Annotated in this window: 19 protein-coding genes and 1 tRNA gene; 17 read left to right on the top strand and 3 right to left on the bottom strand. The window is 73.4% G+C overall.

What is annotated here, in order from left to right; genetic code table 11:
• Positions 1-77: 77 nt before the first annotated feature.
• The 10 genes from ACK8OX_RS19330 (at position 78) to ACK8OX_RS19285 (ending at position 3,786) form a co-directional block, all read left to right on the top strand.
• Entirely contained in the window at positions 78-344 is a 267-nt protein-coding gene (locus ACK8OX_RS19330) for a hypothetical protein (protein WP_430665873.1), read from the top strand.
• On the top strand, positions 337-744 hold the full coding sequence (locus ACK8OX_RS19325) for a hypothetical protein (RefSeq protein ID WP_430665872.1): 408 nt from the start codon (positions 337-339) through the stop codon (positions 742-744). The genes ACK8OX_RS19330 and ACK8OX_RS19325 overlap by 8 nt, the downstream gene beginning before the upstream one ends.
• 386 nt (positions 745-1,130) lie before the next feature.
• Positions 1,131-1,433, top strand: coding sequence for a hypothetical protein (locus ACK8OX_RS19320; protein WP_430665871.1), 303 nt, complete (start codon positions 1,131-1,133; stop codon positions 1,431-1,433).
• Positions 1,430-1,660: a hypothetical protein gene (locus tag ACK8OX_RS19315; protein WP_430665870.1), complete on the top strand. Its 231-nt coding sequence runs from the start codon at positions 1,430-1,432 to the stop codon at positions 1,658-1,660. The genes ACK8OX_RS19320 and ACK8OX_RS19315 overlap by 4 nt, the downstream gene beginning before the upstream one ends.
• Positions 1,660-2,274 (top strand): MT-A70 family methyltransferase, encoded by a 615-nt coding sequence (locus tag ACK8OX_RS19310; RefSeq protein ID WP_430665869.1) that lies wholly within the window; start codon positions 1,660-1,662, stop codon positions 2,272-2,274. The genes ACK8OX_RS19315 and ACK8OX_RS19310 overlap by 1 nt, the downstream gene beginning before the upstream one ends.
• Positions 2,267-2,581 carry a hypothetical protein gene (locus ACK8OX_RS19305; RefSeq protein ID WP_430665868.1) on the top strand — a complete coding sequence of 105 codons (315 nt, stop codon included), beginning with the start codon at positions 2,267-2,269 and terminating at the stop codon, positions 2,579-2,581. The genes ACK8OX_RS19310 and ACK8OX_RS19305 overlap by 8 nt, the downstream gene beginning before the upstream one ends.
• Positions 2,565-2,909, top strand: coding sequence for a hypothetical protein (locus ACK8OX_RS19300; RefSeq protein WP_430665867.1), 345 nt, complete (start codon positions 2,565-2,567; stop codon positions 2,907-2,909). Before ACK8OX_RS19305 ends, ACK8OX_RS19300 begins: the two co-directional genes overlap by 17 nt.
• Positions 2,890-3,237 carry a hypothetical protein gene (locus ACK8OX_RS19295; protein ID WP_430665866.1) on the top strand — a complete coding sequence of 116 codons (348 nt, stop codon included), beginning with the start codon at positions 2,890-2,892 and terminating at the stop codon, positions 3,235-3,237. The genes ACK8OX_RS19300 and ACK8OX_RS19295 overlap by 20 nt, the downstream gene beginning before the upstream one ends.
• Entirely contained in the window at positions 3,230-3,481 is a 252-nt protein-coding gene (locus tag ACK8OX_RS19290) for a hypothetical protein (RefSeq protein ID WP_430665865.1), read from the top strand. Before ACK8OX_RS19295 ends, ACK8OX_RS19290 begins: the two co-directional genes overlap by 8 nt.
• Positions 3,478-3,786, top strand: coding sequence for a helix-turn-helix transcriptional regulator (locus tag ACK8OX_RS19285; protein WP_430665864.1), 309 nt, complete (start codon positions 3,478-3,480; stop codon positions 3,784-3,786). The genes ACK8OX_RS19290 and ACK8OX_RS19285 overlap by 4 nt, the downstream gene beginning before the upstream one ends.
• On the opposite strand, the gene ACK8OX_RS19280 is transcribed toward ACK8OX_RS19285, so the two are convergent.
• Both ACK8OX_RS19280 and ACK8OX_RS19275 read right to left on the bottom strand, forming a co-directional pair.
• The gene (locus ACK8OX_RS19280; protein WP_430665863.1) at positions 3,713-5,014 is read right to left on the bottom strand and encodes a tyrosine-type recombinase/integrase; all 1,302 of its coding nucleotides are present in this window, start codon (positions 5,012-5,014) and stop codon (positions 3,713-3,715) included. The two genes, ACK8OX_RS19285 and ACK8OX_RS19280, sit on opposite strands and share 74 nt — an antisense overlap.
• 176 nt (positions 5,015-5,190) lie before the next feature.
• Positions 5,191-5,280 (bottom strand) — tRNA-Ser (locus ACK8OX_RS19275).
• 249 nt (positions 5,281-5,529) lie between these two features.
• Between ACK8OX_RS19275 and rplU the strand changes: the two genes are divergently transcribed.
• The 7 genes from rplU to ACK8OX_RS19240 all read left to right on the top strand — a co-directional run bounded on the left by rplU (position 5,530) and on the right by ACK8OX_RS19240 (position 13,185).
• On the top strand, positions 5,530-5,847 hold the full coding sequence (gene rplU, locus ACK8OX_RS19270) for a 50S ribosomal protein L21 (protein ID WP_430665862.1): 318 nt from the start codon (positions 5,530-5,532) through the stop codon (positions 5,845-5,847).
• 31 nt (positions 5,848-5,878) lie between these two features.
• The gene (gene rpmA / locus ACK8OX_RS19265; RefSeq protein WP_430665861.1) at positions 5,879-6,148 is read left to right on the top strand and encodes a 50S ribosomal protein L27; all 270 of its coding nucleotides are present in this window, start codon (positions 5,879-5,881) and stop codon (positions 6,146-6,148) included.
• Positions 6,149-6,222: 74 nt separating this feature from the next.
• A complete protein-coding gene (obgE, locus tag ACK8OX_RS19260; RefSeq protein WP_430665860.1) occupies positions 6,223-7,221 on the top strand; it encodes a GTPase ObgE in 999 nt (332 codons plus the stop codon).
• A 390-nt stretch (positions 7,222-7,611) separates the two neighbouring features.
• Positions 7,612-9,324 carry a family 16 glycosylhydrolase gene (locus tag ACK8OX_RS19255; protein WP_430665859.1) on the top strand — a complete coding sequence of 571 codons (1,713 nt, stop codon included), beginning with the start codon at positions 7,612-7,614 and terminating at the stop codon, positions 9,322-9,324.
• Between the two features lie 123 nt (positions 9,325-9,447).
• The gene (gene proB / locus ACK8OX_RS19250) at positions 9,448-10,590 is read left to right on the top strand and encodes a glutamate 5-kinase (protein WP_430665858.1); all 1,143 of its coding nucleotides are present in this window, start codon (positions 9,448-9,450) and stop codon (positions 10,588-10,590) included.
• Between the two features lie 58 nt (positions 10,591-10,648).
• The gene (locus ACK8OX_RS19245; RefSeq protein WP_430665857.1) at positions 10,649-11,626 is read left to right on the top strand and encodes a Bug family tripartite tricarboxylate transporter substrate binding protein; all 978 of its coding nucleotides are present in this window, start codon (positions 10,649-10,651) and stop codon (positions 11,624-11,626) included.
• 53 nt (positions 11,627-11,679) lie between these two features.
• Positions 11,680-13,185: an ABC transporter substrate-binding protein gene (locus ACK8OX_RS19240; protein WP_430665856.1), complete on the top strand. Its 1,506-nt coding sequence runs from the start codon at positions 11,680-11,682 to the stop codon at positions 13,183-13,185.
• A 78-nt stretch (positions 13,186-13,263) separates the two neighbouring features.
• Here the strand turns inward: ACK8OX_RS19240 and ACK8OX_RS19235 are convergent.
• On the bottom strand, positions 13,264-14,751 hold a 1,488-nt coding region (locus tag ACK8OX_RS19235), incomplete at its 5' end, for a beta strand repeat-containing protein (protein ID WP_430665855.1).

Raw genomic sequence — 14,751 nt, 5'->3', positions numbered from 1 at the left:
AGCGGCCATACTCCCCCTGTCCACGACGGGGGCCCTGGATGGTCACGCAGACGAACACCGCCGCATCCGGCAGCAGCATGCCGATGCTCACCCTCTATCTCTCGGCGCATTGCGCCGCCCGCGCGCCGCGCAGCAGCGCCGCGGCCAGGATCGGCGCGCTGGTGCTCGCGCGGCTGGCCCGGGACATGGCGCAGGACCTCGACGCCGCGGCCATCGCCCATGCGGCGCGGATGCTGCGCGCCCAGCCGGCCCGGCGTGACCTGCCCGGCCTCATCCTCGACGCCCGCCGCGCTGTCGCCGCCGCCCTGATGTTCGGCATGGGGGAGGCCGCAGCCCATGTCTGACGCGCTGCCTCGCGGCGGCCTCGCCGTCGCGCCGCCACGGATGCCGTCCCCGGGCCGCGACGCCGCCGCCCAGCACATCGCCGCGCTGCGCGTCCTGTCCGCGCTGGCGAGCCAGGACGTGGCGTCGGATGCCCTGCTCGTGCTGGCCGACATGGCCGACGAGGCATCCCGCACCGCCTGGCCCTGGCACCGGCGGGACTGGCGCCAGCTCTCCGCCGTGCTGCGGGACATCGCGCCCGCCTTCGCCGGGGTGCCGCTGCCGGCGAACGACCGGCGCGCCATCCCGTCGGTGGTGCTGCGCCGCGCCGCCGCGGCGCTCGATGCGGAAGGCACCGCCGGCGCCGCTCGGCTGCTGGCGCGCATGGCCGCCGCCGTCGAAGCACGGGGCGGCCGTCGATGACCGGCATCCCCCCGCGGCACCCGGGCGCTTTCAGGACCCCGATGACGGCCGCATCGACCTCCAGGCTGGCCGAACGCGGCAAGCGCGTGCCCCTGACGCCCGCGGCGCGTGCGGCGCGCGGCCGGGCACGGCTGCTGGCATGGCGCGCGATGCGGAAGGCTCGGATTGCCGGCGGGACGGGGGGCACATGATGGCTACCACCCGCACCATCCCCTGCATCACGGTCTGGCAGCCCTGGGCGAGCCTCATCGCGATCGGTGCCAAGCCGTTCGAGTTCCGCCGCTGGCACGCGCCCGCCTGCTACGTCGGCGCCACCATCGGCATCCATGCCGGCGCCCGCCCCCTGCGCCTGAACGAGGTGATGGACCTGCTGCTGCACCTGAAAGGTGCCCGACGCCGGCCGCGGCACCGCGCTGCGCGCCGACCTCGCGGTGCCGCTCCTGCAGGCCGCGATGCGCAACCCGCGCGCCCTGCCGCTGTCCTCCATCGTCTGCACCGCCGTCCTCTCGCGGCCGCGCCGCGCGACGACGCTGACCGGCGCCGAGGGTGGCGACAGCGAACGGGCGGACCACCACGTCTACGCCTGGCCGCTGTTCCGCATCCGCGCCCTGGAACCCGTGGTGCCCGCCACCGGCCGCCAGGGCTTCTGGCACCACCAGGTGCCGCTGCCCGAGGAGATCGCGGCGTGAAGTCCGGCACCTTCATCGTCCGCGCGCTGCAGGGCGGCGCCTGGGCGGAGCGCGAGTTCCGCACCAAGACGGCGGCCGACTTCTACTTCGCAGGCGTGCGGGATCGCGGCCACATCGACCCGGACCGGCCGGACCTGACCGCGCTGCAACTGCTGCACGTCGCCCGCCGCGGCGGCGCGCCGGTCCTGCTGCGGGAGATGCTGCGCGCCTCGGGTGGGACGCCGTGATGACGGATGGCTACACGCCCGACCTGCTGCAGGACCTGGCGCCCTGGCCGTTCGGGGCGCTGCGCCGGCGCTGGTATGCCACCATCCTCGCGGACCCGCCCTGGGCCTTCCGTCTGCACTCCGATGCTGGCGACCGGAAGAGCCCGCAGCACCACTACGGCTGCATGGACCTTGCCGCCATCCAGGCGCTGCCCGTCGCCGCCCTGGCCGCGCCGGACGCCGCGGTGTGCGTGATGTGGGCAACGGCGCCGATGCTGCCACAGGCGATCGCCACGCTGGAGGCCTGGGGCTTCCGCTACTCCACGGCCGGGGTGTGGGCGAAGCGGTCGCGCACCGGCGCGGCCTGGGCCTTCGGCACCGGCTACGTCTTCCGCTCCGCCGCCGAGTTCTTCCTGGTGGGCATGCGCGGCCGGCCAGAACTGCGCGCGCGCAACGTGCGCAACCTGGTGGTGGCGCCGGTGCGCCAGCACAGCCGCAAGCCCGATGACCTGCGCGATGCCGTGGAACGGCTCTTCGCCGGCCCGCGCTGCGAACTGTTCGCCCGCGAAGCCGCCCCGGGCTGGGACGCCTGGGGCAACGAAGTCGGGAAGTTCGGGGAGGACAGCGATGGCTGATCTCGTGGTGGAGAAGATGCTGGCCGGCATGGCGCTGGTGTTCGCGATCCGCGCCGGCGCCGTCGACGTGCCGCGGACCGACGCGATGCGCGGGGCGCTTCTCGGCATGACGCATGTCGCGGGGCTGCAGGCGTCGCACATCGCGATGGCTGCCGACGCGGTCGAGGCGAGTCCGGGCTGGCCCGATCACGACGCGCAGCGCCGCACCGCCAGCCTGCTGCGCGTGGTCGCGCTGGCGATGGAGGGGGGCGGGGCGGATGTAGCGCCGCGACCACGGGCTGGGGCGGCCGATGCCGATCTCCCGTGAGGACCGTGCACGCTATCCGGCCGACTGGGCGGAGATCTCGCTGCGCATCCGCGGCGGCCGCGCGGGATGGCGCTGCGAATCCGTCATCGACGGCCGCCGCTGCGATGCCGTCGATGGCGGCCGCCACCCGATCACCGGCAGCCGCGTGGTGCTGACCGTCGGCCACCTGAACCACACGCCCGAGGACAACCGAGAGGATAACCTGCGGGCGATGTGCCAGCGGTGCCACCTGGCGTGGGACCGCGAACACCACCTCCTCCGCCGCCGGAAGAAGCGCGGCACCCCTGACCTGCTGGAGACCGCGCCGCATGGCCGCAACCGAACCTGACGGGGCGATCCTGCTCCCCCCGACCGAGGGCCACCAGGCCTGCACCCGCGATCACCGCAGCTGCGGCCCCTGCGGCGCGCGGGAGATCGTGCAGCATGGCCGCAGCGATGTCGTCGGCGACCTGATCGACATCGCCGCGGATTACGGGGCGCGCGTCGCGATGACCCGCGCCGACATGGCGCTGTTCTGCGCCCGCGCGCTGGAAGTGCTGATCCGCGATGGCGGCCCCGGTCTCGCCGTGGCGCGCGGCGCCCTGCTGCTGGCCGAGGCGAACGCCAAGGCCCTGCGCCACGCCGAGGCCCCGGAGCGGAGGCGGCTGCATGGTTGAGCATCGGGACGTCATCACCCGGACCAGCAGGGCGCGGCCGCGGCCGAAGCTGACCGATCTGGACCGGGCCTACATCCGCACACGGCTCGCCGAACAGTGCGAGCAGATCGCGGAATCGCTCGACCTGCTGGGCTCCGGCAGCTTCGTTGTCGGCGTCGAGGTCATGCGTGAATTCGCCCGCACGGGTGGTCCCCGTCTGGTCACCCGTGTGGTCGTGGATCTGGTGGACGGCGAGGCACCATGACGATCATCGACACCAACCCGGCCGAGCCCCCGGAAGGGCCGGACGGGCCGCCCGTGGATCCCTGGATCGGGATCTCCCGCGTCGAGGCGGAGGTCGGCCTCGGCCGGTCCACTATCTACCGCCGGATGGACGCCGGCACCTTCCCCGTGCCGCGCGACCTCGGCGGCGGCGTGGTGCGCTGGCCCCTGTCTGAGATCCGCGCCTGGAAGGCCGCGCGGCCACCGGTCGAGCCTACGCGACGCGGCGCGAGCGCGCCGGAGGGGTCCCCGCGGCGTCCTCGCCCCCGGAAGGCGGAGCGCGCCTGAGCGGCCGGCGCGGGCCGCGCAGCAGATCCTCCGCGGCGGGCAGGCCATCCAGGAGCAGGCCTGCCCATTCCTCCGCCAGCTCGCGCCGGCGCGCGAGGTGCTCCGCCCGGTTGTAGGCGGCTTCCACCCGTTCCTTCGGAACATGCGACAGCATCGCGTCGATCACGGCGCGGTCAGCCCGGTGCCGTTCGTTCATCACGGTCGAGAAGGCGGCGCGCCAGCCATGCGGCACATGCTGGCCGTGATAGCCCGCGCGGTTCAGCAGGTAGCCGATCGCGTTGTTGCTGATCGCCCGGCGCGTGGTGCGGGCGGTCGGGAACAGCAGCCCCGACTTGCCGATGAAGGGCATCAGGGCCTGCACCACCTCCACGGCCTGCGGCGCCAGCGGCACCAGGTGGTCCGCCCGCTTCGTCTTGGTGCGCGGGGCCGGGATGCGCCAGCTGGGCTCCGGCCCGTCCAGGTCCTCGATCTCCGCCAGGCGCGCGCCGAGCAGCTCGGCGCCCGGGCGCACCACGGTCAGGGCCAGGAAGCGCAGCGCGAGCTTCGTCACGGGCTGCGCGGGCCGCCCCTCGGCGTCGCGCAGCATCTGCCGCAGTCCGTCGAGATCGGTGATGGCCGGCTGGCGGCCACGCTCGACCGGCTTCAGCAGGCGCTGCACCTGGGCCGCGGGATCAGTCGTCGCCACCCCCTCGCCGATCGCGTGGACGAAGGCCGCGCTGATCCGCTGGCGCAGCCGGTGGGCGCTCTCGACGGCGCCGCGCGCCTCCACCTTCCGCAGCACGGCCAGGACCATGGGGGCGGTGATGTCGGCGATGGGCAGCCGGCCGAGCGTGGGGAAGGCATCGGCCTGGAGGCTCGCCAGCACGTCGGCGGCATGCCGATCCGTCCACCTGGTTCGCTGGCTCTCATGCCAGCCGCGGGCGATCGCCTCGAAGGTGGTGCCGCCGGCGGCCATCGCGGCCAGACGCCGCAACCGCTTCTCGGTGCTGGGGTCGCGCCCCTCCCGCAGCAGGTCGCGCGCCGCGTCCCGCGCCTGCCGCGCCTCGAGGAGCGAGACATCCGGATAGGTCCCGATGGAGAGCGTCCGCTCCTTGCCCCCGATCTGGTACCGGTAGTGCCAGAGCTTGCTTCCGCTCGGCATCACCTGCAGGACGAGGCCACCGCCGTCGCGGACGCGGTAGAGCTTCTCGGACGGCTTGAGCGCCCTGATCTGCCGGTCCGTCAGCATCCGCCCCCCGTTACCCGGTTTCCTCCAGGGCGTTCCCCGGCCGGTTACCCTTCCTGCCGTGGGCTTGCACGGGAACGAATGGGAAACCCGGCGGCTAACCTAGGTGGTGTCAGGAGACGAACGCAAGCGATTCCAAGGGGTCTGCACGGTGATCGGGACAGGACAGGAACATGCGCTGGCGGAGAGGGTGGGATTCGAACCCACGGTAGGCTTGCACCTACTTCGGTTTTCGAGACCGACGCGATCGACCACTCCGCCACCTCTCCGCGGGCGGGACGGGCCATATAGAAGGCGTGGGCGCGGCTTGCAACATGGCAGGGCAGCCTGTTGGCGGGCGTTGACTCGCCTGGCCCGGCGCCGCTATACGCTGCGCCCTCCGGCAGGCCTCGCGGCTGCCGGCGGCTTGCTTTCGGCCGGACGCCGCAGAGGCGGACGGGGCGGGGCAGGTCGCAGACGATCCTCACGGGCGCACCACGCCCGGCACAGCACCGGACCACGAAAGCCCGAGCGCGAACATGACCTATGCAGTGATCCGCACCGGCGGCAAGCAGTACCGCGTCACGCCCGACGCCGTGCTCACCGTCGAGAAGCTCGAGGCCGAGCCCGGCGCCACCATCACCTTCCACGACGTCCTCGCCCTGGGCACGGAAGCCGGCCTGACCGTCGGCGCGCCGACCGTGCCGGGCGCCCGCGTCACCGCCACCGTGGTCGAGCAGACCCGCGGCGACAAGGTGATCATCTTCAAGAAGCGCCGCCGGCAGAACAGCCGCCGCAAGAACGGCCACCGCCAGCACCAGACCGTGCTGCGCATCAGCGAGATCGCCGCGGCCTGAGCCGCGCCGCCAGCGACAGGGATATCCTACCATGGCACACAAGAAGGCAGGCGGCTCGTCGCGCAACGGCCGCGATTCCGCCGGCAAGCGCCTCGGCGTGAAGCGGTCGGGCGGCCAGTTCGTGAAGGCCGGCAACATCATCGTCACCCAGCGCGGCACCAAGATGCGCCCGGGCACCAACGTGCTCGTCGGCCGCACCCATTCCATCCACGCCGCGGTGGACGGGCATGTGACCTTCGAACGCAAGGCGGAGGGCCGGGTCCACATCTCCGTCACGCCGCTGCCGGTCGCGGCCGAGTAGCCAGCCCTCTCCGGAGGCATGTGGAACGGGGGCCGCAAGGCCCCCGTTTTGCGTTCCAGGGAGCGTCGAACGCCATGAAATTCCTCGACGAAGCGAAGGTCCACCTCAAGGCGGGCGACGGCGGCGACGGCGTCGTCGCCTTCCGGCGCGAGAAATACATCGAGTTCGGCGGCCCGGACGGCGGCAACGGCGGCAAGGGCGGCGACGTGATCGTGGAGGCGGTGGACGGCCTCAACACCCTGATCGACTACCGCTACGCCCAGCATTTCCGCGCCCGCAAGGGCGGCAACGGCGCCGGCTCCGACCGCACCGGCGCGGGGTCGGAGGATGTGGTCCTCAAGGTCCCGGTCGGCACCCAGGTCCTGGACGAGGACCGCGAGACGCTGCTCGCCGACCTCACCGAGGTCGGCCAGCGGGTCGTGCTGTGCCGCGGTGGCGATGGCGGCTTCGGCAACGCCACCTTCAAGTCCTCCACCAACCGCGCCCCACGCCGCGCCGACAAGGGCTGGCCGGGGGAGGAGCGGTCGGTCTGGCTGCGCCTGAAGCTGATCGCCGATGCCGGGCTGGTCGGGCTGCCCAATGCCGGCAAGTCCACCTTCCTCGCCGCCGTGACGGCGGCGAAGCCGAAGATCGCCGACTATCCCTTCACCACGCTGCACCCGCAGCTCGGCGTGGTGCGCCCGGATGCCGGCACGGAATTCGTCCTGGCCGACATCCCCGGCCTGATCGAGGGCGCGCATGAGGGCGCGGGCCTCGGCGACCGCTTCCTCGGCCATGTCGAACGCTGCGCGGTGCTGCTGCATCTGGTGGACGGCACCGCCGCCGATCCGGCGCGGGCCTACGCCACCATCCGGGCCGAGCTCGCCGGCTATGGCGGAGGCCTGGCGGACAAGCCGGAGATCGTGGCGCTCAACAAGGCCGATGCGATGACGCCGCAGGCCCGCACCTCGCGGCTGAAGGCGCTGTCCCGCGCGGCGGGCAGGCCGGCGCTGCTGGTTTCGGGCGCCACCGGCGAAGGCGTGGCCGAGGTGCTGCGCGCGCTGCAGGCCGCGATCTCGGCCGCCCGGGGCTGAAACCGGGGCAAGGGCCGCCTTCGCGGCCCCGGCCCGGCGGGGGCAGGCCGGCCCCGCCGGATCGCCGCCAACCCCGCCTCGGATGAGGCGCTGCCGGCCTCGCGGCCGGCCTTCCTTCCCCTTTCCTTCCGCCTGACGCGCCCTTGGGCGCGGGTGATGCCGGCCGCGCCGCGGGTTGCGCCGGTGGCGATGTGCCCGCGCGGCCATGGCGCATGGGGACAACCAACAGCCCATGAACGTCCGGGTTGATACCTAGTTTTCGTGCCCCAACCGTTTGGTTTTCAAGCAAACGGCAGATTGAATACTTTTTGGCTAGACATTCCACCCAAGGTTGTGGCCTCACAACCTCGCGAGCGCATCACGGCGCCGTGAGCAGGTAGGGATCCAGCCATGGGCACGTATAACGACGCCAACCCGAACGCCCTCGACATGTCGGGGTGGCAGACCGTCTTCTTCGACGGCTTCAACGGCACCAGCCTCGACTGGCAGAAATGGCCGATCACCTATGGCGGGTCGCTGTACTGGAACGGCGCCTTCGAGTGGGACAACGGCCAGCTTTCCGTCGGCAACGGCGAGCTGACGATCGGGATGGACAAGCAGTCCAACGGCATCTGGTCCGTCGGCGGCCTCTCCACCTCCCCCTATGAGGGCGCGCCCTCCGGCGTCGGCAACGGCTTCCTCTATGGTCGCGTCGAGATCCGCGCGAAGACCAGCGAGGAGGTCACCGGCGCCGGCCCCTGCTTCCTGCTCTGGCCGACCGACAACGACCATTGGCCGCCGGAGGTCGACATCCTGGAGACGCCGGCCAACGGCAACGGCATGTTCACCAACCACTGGCAGGGCCCGGGCGGCAACAACGACGACCGCTACGCCTCGCATGAGTTCGCCCTGGATCACAGCCAGTGGCACACCTACACGCTCGACTGGTTCGCCGACCGGATGACGCTCTACATCGACGGCCAGGAGATCTACACCACCACCGAGAACATCCCGCATGAGCGGATGTCGGTCGGCCTGCAGGGGCATGTCGGCCTCGCCTGGGATGGCTGGTACGGCTCGCCCAACTCGTCGGGCGTCGACAGCGTCGACATCAGCGTGGACTGGGTGCGGGTGTCGCAGTTCACCGGCGAGGCCACCGCGCCGACGCCGACGCCGACCCCCACGCCGACCCCGACCCCCACCCCGACCCCCGCGCCCACGCCGTCCGGCCTGGTGCTGAATGGCGGGGCGGGTGCGGATGTGCTGCGCGGCGGGACGCTGGCGGACCGGCTGTCGGGCCTCGGCGGCGCCGACAACCTCTCGGGCGGCGCCGGCGCGGACACGCTGCTGGGCGGCGACGGGCACGACACGCTGGTGGGCGGCGCGGGCGATGACCGGCTGGAGGGCGGCGCCGGCAACGACGCGCTGCGCGGCCAGTCCGGCAGCGACGTGATCGTCACCGGCGCCGGTGTGGACCGCGTGATCTTCGCCACCGGCGACGGCGCGGACCGCGTGACGGACTTCGCCCTCGGCACCGACCGGGTGCAGCTGTCGGGCACGACGGCGGACCAGGTGACGGCCGCGGTCGTCACCGATGGTGGCGTGTCCGGCCTGAAGCTGACCATGGCAGGCGGCGAGACGCTGTTCCTCGAAGGGGTCGGCAGCGCCACCGCGAAGCAGCTCGGCATCGCGGGCACCTTCAAGGCCGCGCCGCCGCCCCCGCCGCCGGGTGCGGGGCTCACCGTCAGCGGCACGACGGGGGATGACTGGCTGAAGGGCGGCACGGGGTCGGACACGATCTCGGGCGGGGCGGGGTCGGACGACCTGCAGGGCCTCGGCGGCAACGACCTGCTGCGCGGCGGTCGGGACCATGACGGCCTGACCGGCGGCGCGGGCATCGACACCTTCGCCTTCGCCCGTGGCGACGGGCCGGACTGGGTGGTGGACTTCCAGCCGGGTGTCGAGAAGATCCGGCTGGAGGGCATCACCGCCGGCCAGGTGGTGCAGACGGTCGAGACGCGCTGGGGCATGGTCGGGCTCGACCTCGACTTCGGCGGCGGCGACGAGATGTTCCTCCAGGGCGTCTCGGCGAGGATCGCCGCCACCGACTTCGTCTTCGCCTGACGCGACCGGCGGGGGCTGCCGCCGCGCCCCCCGCCCCCGAGGCCGGCGGATCCCCTCGCCGCCGGCCCTCCGAAGGCCGCGCCGCCTCCCCGCGGCGCGGCCTTCGTGCTACTGGCGCGGCGCATGTCCACCCTCGCTGCCACGCCCGATCTCCGCGCCGCCCGCCGCATCGTCGTGAAGATCGGCTCCGCCCTCGTGGTCGACGAGGCCACGGCCGCCCCGCGGGAGACCTGGCTCGCCGGCGTCGCGGCGGATGTGGCGGCGATGCGCGCGCGGGGCGTGGAGGTGATCCTCGTCTCCTCCGGCGCCATCGCGCTGGCGCGCCGCGCGCTCGGCCTCACGCGGAAGAAGCTCCGGCTCGAGGAGAAGCAGGCGGCGGCCGCGGTCGGGCAGATCCGCCTGGCCGGCGCCTGGGCCGCCGCGCTGTCGGCCGAGGGGCTGAACGCCGCGCAGCTGCTGCTGACGCTGGAGGACAGCGAGGACCGGCGCCGCTACCTCAATGCCCGGGCCACGCTGAACACGCTGCTCGCGCTCGGCTGCATCCCCGTCATCAACGAGAACGACACGGTGGCCACCGCCGAGATCCGCTTCGGCGACAATGACCGCCTGGCCGCCCGCGTGGCCGAGATGGTGGAGGCCGATGCGCTGGTGCTGCTGTCCGACATCGACGGGCTCTACACCGCCGACCCGCGGGTGGACCCCGCCGCCGCGCATCTGCCCGTCGTGCCGCAGCTGACCGAGGAGATCATGGCGATGGGCGGCGAGCCGCCGCCCGGCTACTCCTCCGGCGGGATGCGCACGAAGCTGATCGCGGCGCGCATCGCCACCGGCGCGGGCTGCGCCATGGCCATCGCGCTCGGCAAGCGGGACCGGCCGCTGGCCGCGATGGAGGCAGGGGCGCGCGTCACCTGGTTCCTGCCGGAAGGCGAGGGCCGGTCCGCCCGCAAGCGATGGATCGCCGGCAGCCTCGCGCCGCTCGGCGCGCTGGTGGTGGATGACGGCGCGGCGCGCGCGCTCTCGCGCGGGTCGTCGCTGCTGCCGGCGGGCGTGCGGGCGGTGGAAGGCGGCTTCCGCCGCGGCGACCCGGTCAGCGTGAAGGACGCGGCGGGGCGGGAGGTGGCGCGCGGTCTCGTCGCCTATGATGCGGGCGACGCCGCCCGCATCGCCGGCCACCGCAGCGAGGAGCTGGAGGCAATCCTCGGCTGGCGCGGGCGGGACGAGGTGATCCACCGCGACGACCTGGTGGTGCTGGCGCCGGCGGGCTGAGCTTCGCCGTCGGCGGCGCCTGCCCTACAAGCGCCGTGACCAACCGGGAGCGAACGCGATGACCCTTCCCCTGCCCCGCCGCGGCCTGCTGGCCGCCGCCGCCGGCCTGCCGCTGGCCCGCCCGGCGCTGGCGCAGGACGTCTTCCCGAACCGGCCCGTCCGCATCGTCGTCGGCTTCACGCCCGGGGGCGCCACCGACATCGCCGTGCGCGCCTTCGGCCCGCGCATGGGCGAGATCCTGGGCCAGCCCGTGGTGGTGGAGAACCGCCCCGGCGCGGGCGGCAACATCGCGATGGAGGCGGTGGCGCGCTCCGCCCCCGATGGCCACACGCTGCTGCTCGGCACCATCGGGACGCTGGTGATCAACCCGATGGTCATGCGGATGCCGGTCGACCCGCAGCGGGACCTGGTGCCGGTGTCCATCGCGGTGGACCTGTTCAACATCCTCGTCGTGCCGATGGACCGCCCCTGGCGGGGCGTGGCGGAGCTGGTGGCGGCGGCGAAGGCGGCGCCGGGGCGGCTGTCCTGGGGGCACAGCGGCATCGGCGCGTCCCCGCACCTGTCCGGGCTGATGCTGGACCGGCTGGCGGGGATCGAGACCATCGGCGTGTCCTATCGCGGCGGCGCGCAGGTGGCGGGCGACCTGCTGGCCGGGCGGCTCGACTATTCCTTCGCCACCGCGCCGTCGGTGATGCAGTTCGTCGAGACGGGGCGGCTGCGCGCGCTGGCGGTGCCGACGGCGCAGCGGTCCCGCCTGCTGCCGGGGGTGCCGACCGTGGCGGAAGGCGGCGTGCCGGGCTTCGACGTCGCGTCCTGGTACGCCATCACCGCCCCGCGCGGCACGCCCGATCCGGTGGTGGCGCGGCTGGCGGAGGCGATGCGCGAGGCGCTGGCCGATGCCGAGGTGACCGCCAACCTCAACCGCAACGGGCTGGAGCCGATGGCCACCACGCCCGCGCAGTTCGCCGCCGCCTGGGCCGCGGAACGCGCGAAGTGGGAACCGGTGGTGCGGGCGGGCGGGCTGCGGGTGGAGTAGCGCCCGGCCGCGGTCCGGGGCAGGCTTCCCGCCCCCGCCGGAGGTCATGCCGCATGTTCCGCCCCGCCCGACTGTCGCTCGCGCTGCTGCCCCTGCTCGCCGCGCCCGCCGCCGCGCAGACCACGCTGCGCGTCGGCATCGGCGCCGACCCGAACGTGCTGGACCCCGCGCAGTCCGGCTCCTTCGTGGAACGCGTGGTCTTCGCGGCCATGTGCGACAAGCTGGTGGATGTCGGCCCCGACCTGTCCTTCCGGCCGGAACTGGCCACCGCCTGGGAATGGGCGCCGGACGGCCTCGCCCTCACGCTCACGCTGCGCGACGGCGCGCGCTTCCAGGACGGCGCGCCGATCGACGCGGCGGCGGTGAAGGCCAATCTCGACCGCTACCGCACCGCGCGCGAAAGCCGCCGCCGGACGGAGCTGCGCCAGGTGGCGGAGGTGGTGGCGCTGGACCCGCGCACCGTCCGCCTGGTGCTGAGCGAGCCCTTCGCGCCGCTGCTGTCGGTGCTGTCGGACCGGGCGGGGATGATGCTGTCGCCCGCCGTGCTGGGGATGGGGGAACGCGTCGCGGAGAACCCGGTCTGCTCCGGCCCCTTCCGCCTGACGCGCCGCATCGCGCAGGACCGGATCGAGATGGAGCGCTTCGCAGGCTACTGGAACGCGGCCGAGATCCACGCAGACCGGCTGGTCTTCCTGCCCATCCCCGACAACAACATCCGCCTGCTGAACCTGCGGTCGGGCCAGCTCGACCTCATCGAGCGGGTGGCGCCGTCGGACCTCGGCGCGGTGGAGAGGGACCGGCGGCTGCGGCTCGTCAGCGGGCCGTCCATCGCCTACCAGACGATGAGCATCAACACCGGCAACGGCCCCGCCGCGCAGCGCCCGCTCGGCGCCGATCCGCGCGTGCGCCAGGCCTTCGAGATGTCGATCGACCGCGCCATCATCAACCAGGTGGCGCTGGAAGGCCGCTTCACGCCGAACAACCAGCCCGAGGCGCCGGGCACGCCGTACCACTTCGCCGACCTCGCGCCCCCCGCGCGCGACCCGGCCCGCGCCCGCGCCCTGCTGCGGGAAGCGGGGCATGACCGCGTGGCCTTCACGCTGAAGGTGCCGAACCAGCCGATCGAGGCGCAGGTCGGCCAGATCATCCAGGCCATGGCGGCCGAAGGCGGCTTCGACGTGCGGCTCGAGGTGCTGGAGGCGAGCACGATGGTCGCCGCCACCCAGCGCGGCGACTACGACGCCGCGATCGCCATCTGGTCCGGCCGCCCCGACCCCGACGGCAACATCGCCTTCTGGCTGGCCTCGGACGGGTTCCTGAACTGGGGGAAATACGCCAACCCGCGGCTCGACGCGCTGTTCGCGGAAGCGCGCGCGGTGACGGACACGGCGCGCCGCCAGGCGCTGTACCGGCAGGCTGCGCAGATCTGGCTGGCCGAAAGGCCGCACCTGATGCTGTACCACCACCGCTGGTTCTGGGCGATGCGCACGGGGGTGGAAGGCTTCCAGCCCAGCCCGGACGGCATCATCCGCTTCGCCGGGCTGAAGCCGGGGCGGTAGCCGGCGGGGCGAGGCGCAACACGCGCCCTTCCCGCACGGTGGCCGGGGCCGCCCGGGCGGGCGGCCCCCGTCTTCGGGCTAGATCCAGAGGAAGTCGGCCGCCGACAGGTCCGCGATCGCGACCCCGGTCAGCGTGACCGCCATGTCCCCCGTGCCGCTGCCGTCGGTGTCGAGCGAGAGCAGCTTCGTGGTGTCGTCGAAGCGCGCCTGGGTCGCCCCCGAGGCCGTGAAGCTGGCCGCGCCGATGAAGCTGAAGGCGCCCTTCAGCAGGCTCTTGAACACCAGCAGGTCGGCATCCGCGGCGAAGTCGGTGATGGTGTCCGCCGCCCCGGTCGCGCTTTCCGTCACCTTCGTGAAGATGAAGCGGTCCACGCCCGCGCCGCCGGTCATCACGTCGATGCCCGCGCCGCCGTTCAGCTGGTCCGCGCCGCCGGCGCCCACCAGCGTGTCGTTGCCGGCATTGCCCACCATCTGCACGCCGACCGGGCCGGACGCCGTGACGCTGTCCGCGGCCGCGCCGCCATTCACCAGCTCCACCCCCGTCACGGTGACGCTGTTGGCGCCGAGTCCCGACAGGTTCAGCGTGTCGAGCCCGTTGCCGAGCGTGATCGCGCCGCCGGTCAGCGCGGTGGCCAGCGTCACGCTGTCCGCGAGGGTGCCGCCCGTCACCGTCTCCACATTCGACAGGGTCACGGTGTTGGCGCCGTTCGCCAGCACCAGCGCGTCCGCGCCTCCGCCGAGGTTGATCGTCCCGCCGGCGACCGCGGCGCCGAGCGTCAGCGTGTCATCCGCCGCGCCGCCGGTGATCGTCTCCACCCCCGTGACCGTCAGCGTGTTGGCACCCGCGCCCGACAGCACCAGCGCATCCATCCCGAGGCCGAGATTGATCGTCCCCGCCGAGAGCGCCGCGCCGAGCGTGATGGCATCCGCGCCGCCGCCGCCGGTGATCGTCTCCACGTTGGAGACGGTCAGCGTGTTGTTGCCGGTGGCCAGCGTCAGCGCATCCGCCCCGTCGCCGAGGTTGATGGTGCCGGAAGCCTGCAGCGCGGCCAGGGTCAGCAGGTCCGCCCCCGTCCCGCCGGTGATCGCCTCGATCCCCGCCACTGTCAGCGTGTTGCCGCCATCCGCCAGCACCAGGCTGTCCACACCGGCGCCGAGCTGGATGTTGGCCGCCGTCACCGATGCGGTGAGGGTGACCGCATCCGCCCCGGTGCCGCCGATGATCGTCTCGGCATCCGCGCCGACCGACAGGGTGTTGGCGACATTCGCCAGCACCAGCCGGTCCGACCCGAGGCCGAGCGCGATGGTCGCGCCCGTCGCGGTGGTGGACAGCGTCACGATGTCCGCCCCGCCGCCGCCGGTGATCGTCTCCGCCCCGCCGACCGTCAGCGTGTTGGCGCCGTTCGCCAGCACCAGGCTGTCCGCGCCGGCGCCGAGGTTGAACAGCCCTGCCGTCACCGCCGCGCCGAGCGTGACGCTGTCATCCGCCGCGCCGCCGGTGATCGCCTCGACATTCGTGGCGGTCAGCGAATTGGCCCCCGCGCCCGACAGCACCAGCGTGTCGCT

Source organism: Falsiroseomonas sp. CW058, assembly GCF_050563535.1.
Taxonomy (GTDB): Bacteria; Pseudomonadota; Alphaproteobacteria; order Acetobacterales; family Acetobacteraceae; genus Falsiroseomonas.
Note: the sequence above shows the minus strand (reverse complement) of the source record. Positions and strands in the feature narration are given on the sequence as shown.

Coding starts and splice junctions, on each gene's coding strand:
- obgE (WP_430665860.1), top strand. CDS start 6,223: ATGAAATTCCTCGACGAAGCGAAGGTCCACCTCAAGGCGGGCGACGGC.
- ACK8OX_RS19245 (WP_430665857.1), top strand. CDS start 10,649: ATGACCCTTCCCCTGCCCCGCCGCGGCCTGCTGGCCGCCGCCGCCGGC.
- ACK8OX_RS19305 (WP_430665868.1), top strand. CDS start 2,267: ATGGCTGATCTCGTGGTGGAGAAGATGCTGGCCGGCATGGCGCTGGTG.
- ACK8OX_RS19285 (WP_430665864.1), top strand. CDS start 3,478: ATGACGATCATCGACACCAACCCGGCCGAGCCCCCGGAAGGGCCGGAC.
- ACK8OX_RS19300 (WP_430665867.1), top strand. CDS start 2,565: ATGCCGATCTCCCGTGAGGACCGTGCACGCTATCCGGCCGACTGGGCG.
- proB (WP_430665858.1), top strand. CDS start 9,448: ATGTCCACCCTCGCTGCCACGCCCGATCTCCGCGCCGCCCGCCGCATC.
- rplU (WP_430665862.1), top strand. CDS start 5,530: ATGACCTATGCAGTGATCCGCACCGGCGGCAAGCAGTACCGCGTCACG.
- ACK8OX_RS19290 (WP_430665865.1), top strand. CDS start 3,230: ATGGTTGAGCATCGGGACGTCATCACCCGGACCAGCAGGGCGCGGCCG.
- ACK8OX_RS19330 (WP_430665873.1), top strand. CDS start 78: ATGCCGATGCTCACCCTCTATCTCTCGGCGCATTGCGCCGCCCGCGCG.
- ACK8OX_RS19280 (WP_430665863.1), bottom strand. CDS start 5,014: ATGCTGACGGACCGGCAGATCAGGGCGCTCAAGCCGTCCGAGAAGCTC.
- ACK8OX_RS19295 (WP_430665866.1), top strand. CDS start 2,890: ATGGCCGCAACCGAACCTGACGGGGCGATCCTGCTCCCCCCGACCGAG.
- ACK8OX_RS19325 (WP_430665872.1), top strand. CDS start 337: ATGTCTGACGCGCTGCCTCGCGGCGGCCTCGCCGTCGCGCCGCCACGG.
- ACK8OX_RS19310 (WP_430665869.1), top strand. CDS start 1,660: ATGACGGATGGCTACACGCCCGACCTGCTGCAGGACCTGGCGCCCTGG.
- ACK8OX_RS19255 (WP_430665859.1), top strand. CDS start 7,612: ATGGGCACGTATAACGACGCCAACCCGAACGCCCTCGACATGTCGGGG.
- rpmA (WP_430665861.1), top strand. CDS start 5,879: ATGGCACACAAGAAGGCAGGCGGCTCGTCGCGCAACGGCCGCGATTCC.
- ACK8OX_RS19240 (WP_430665856.1), top strand. CDS start 11,680: ATGTTCCGCCCCGCCCGACTGTCGCTCGCGCTGCTGCCCCTGCTCGCC.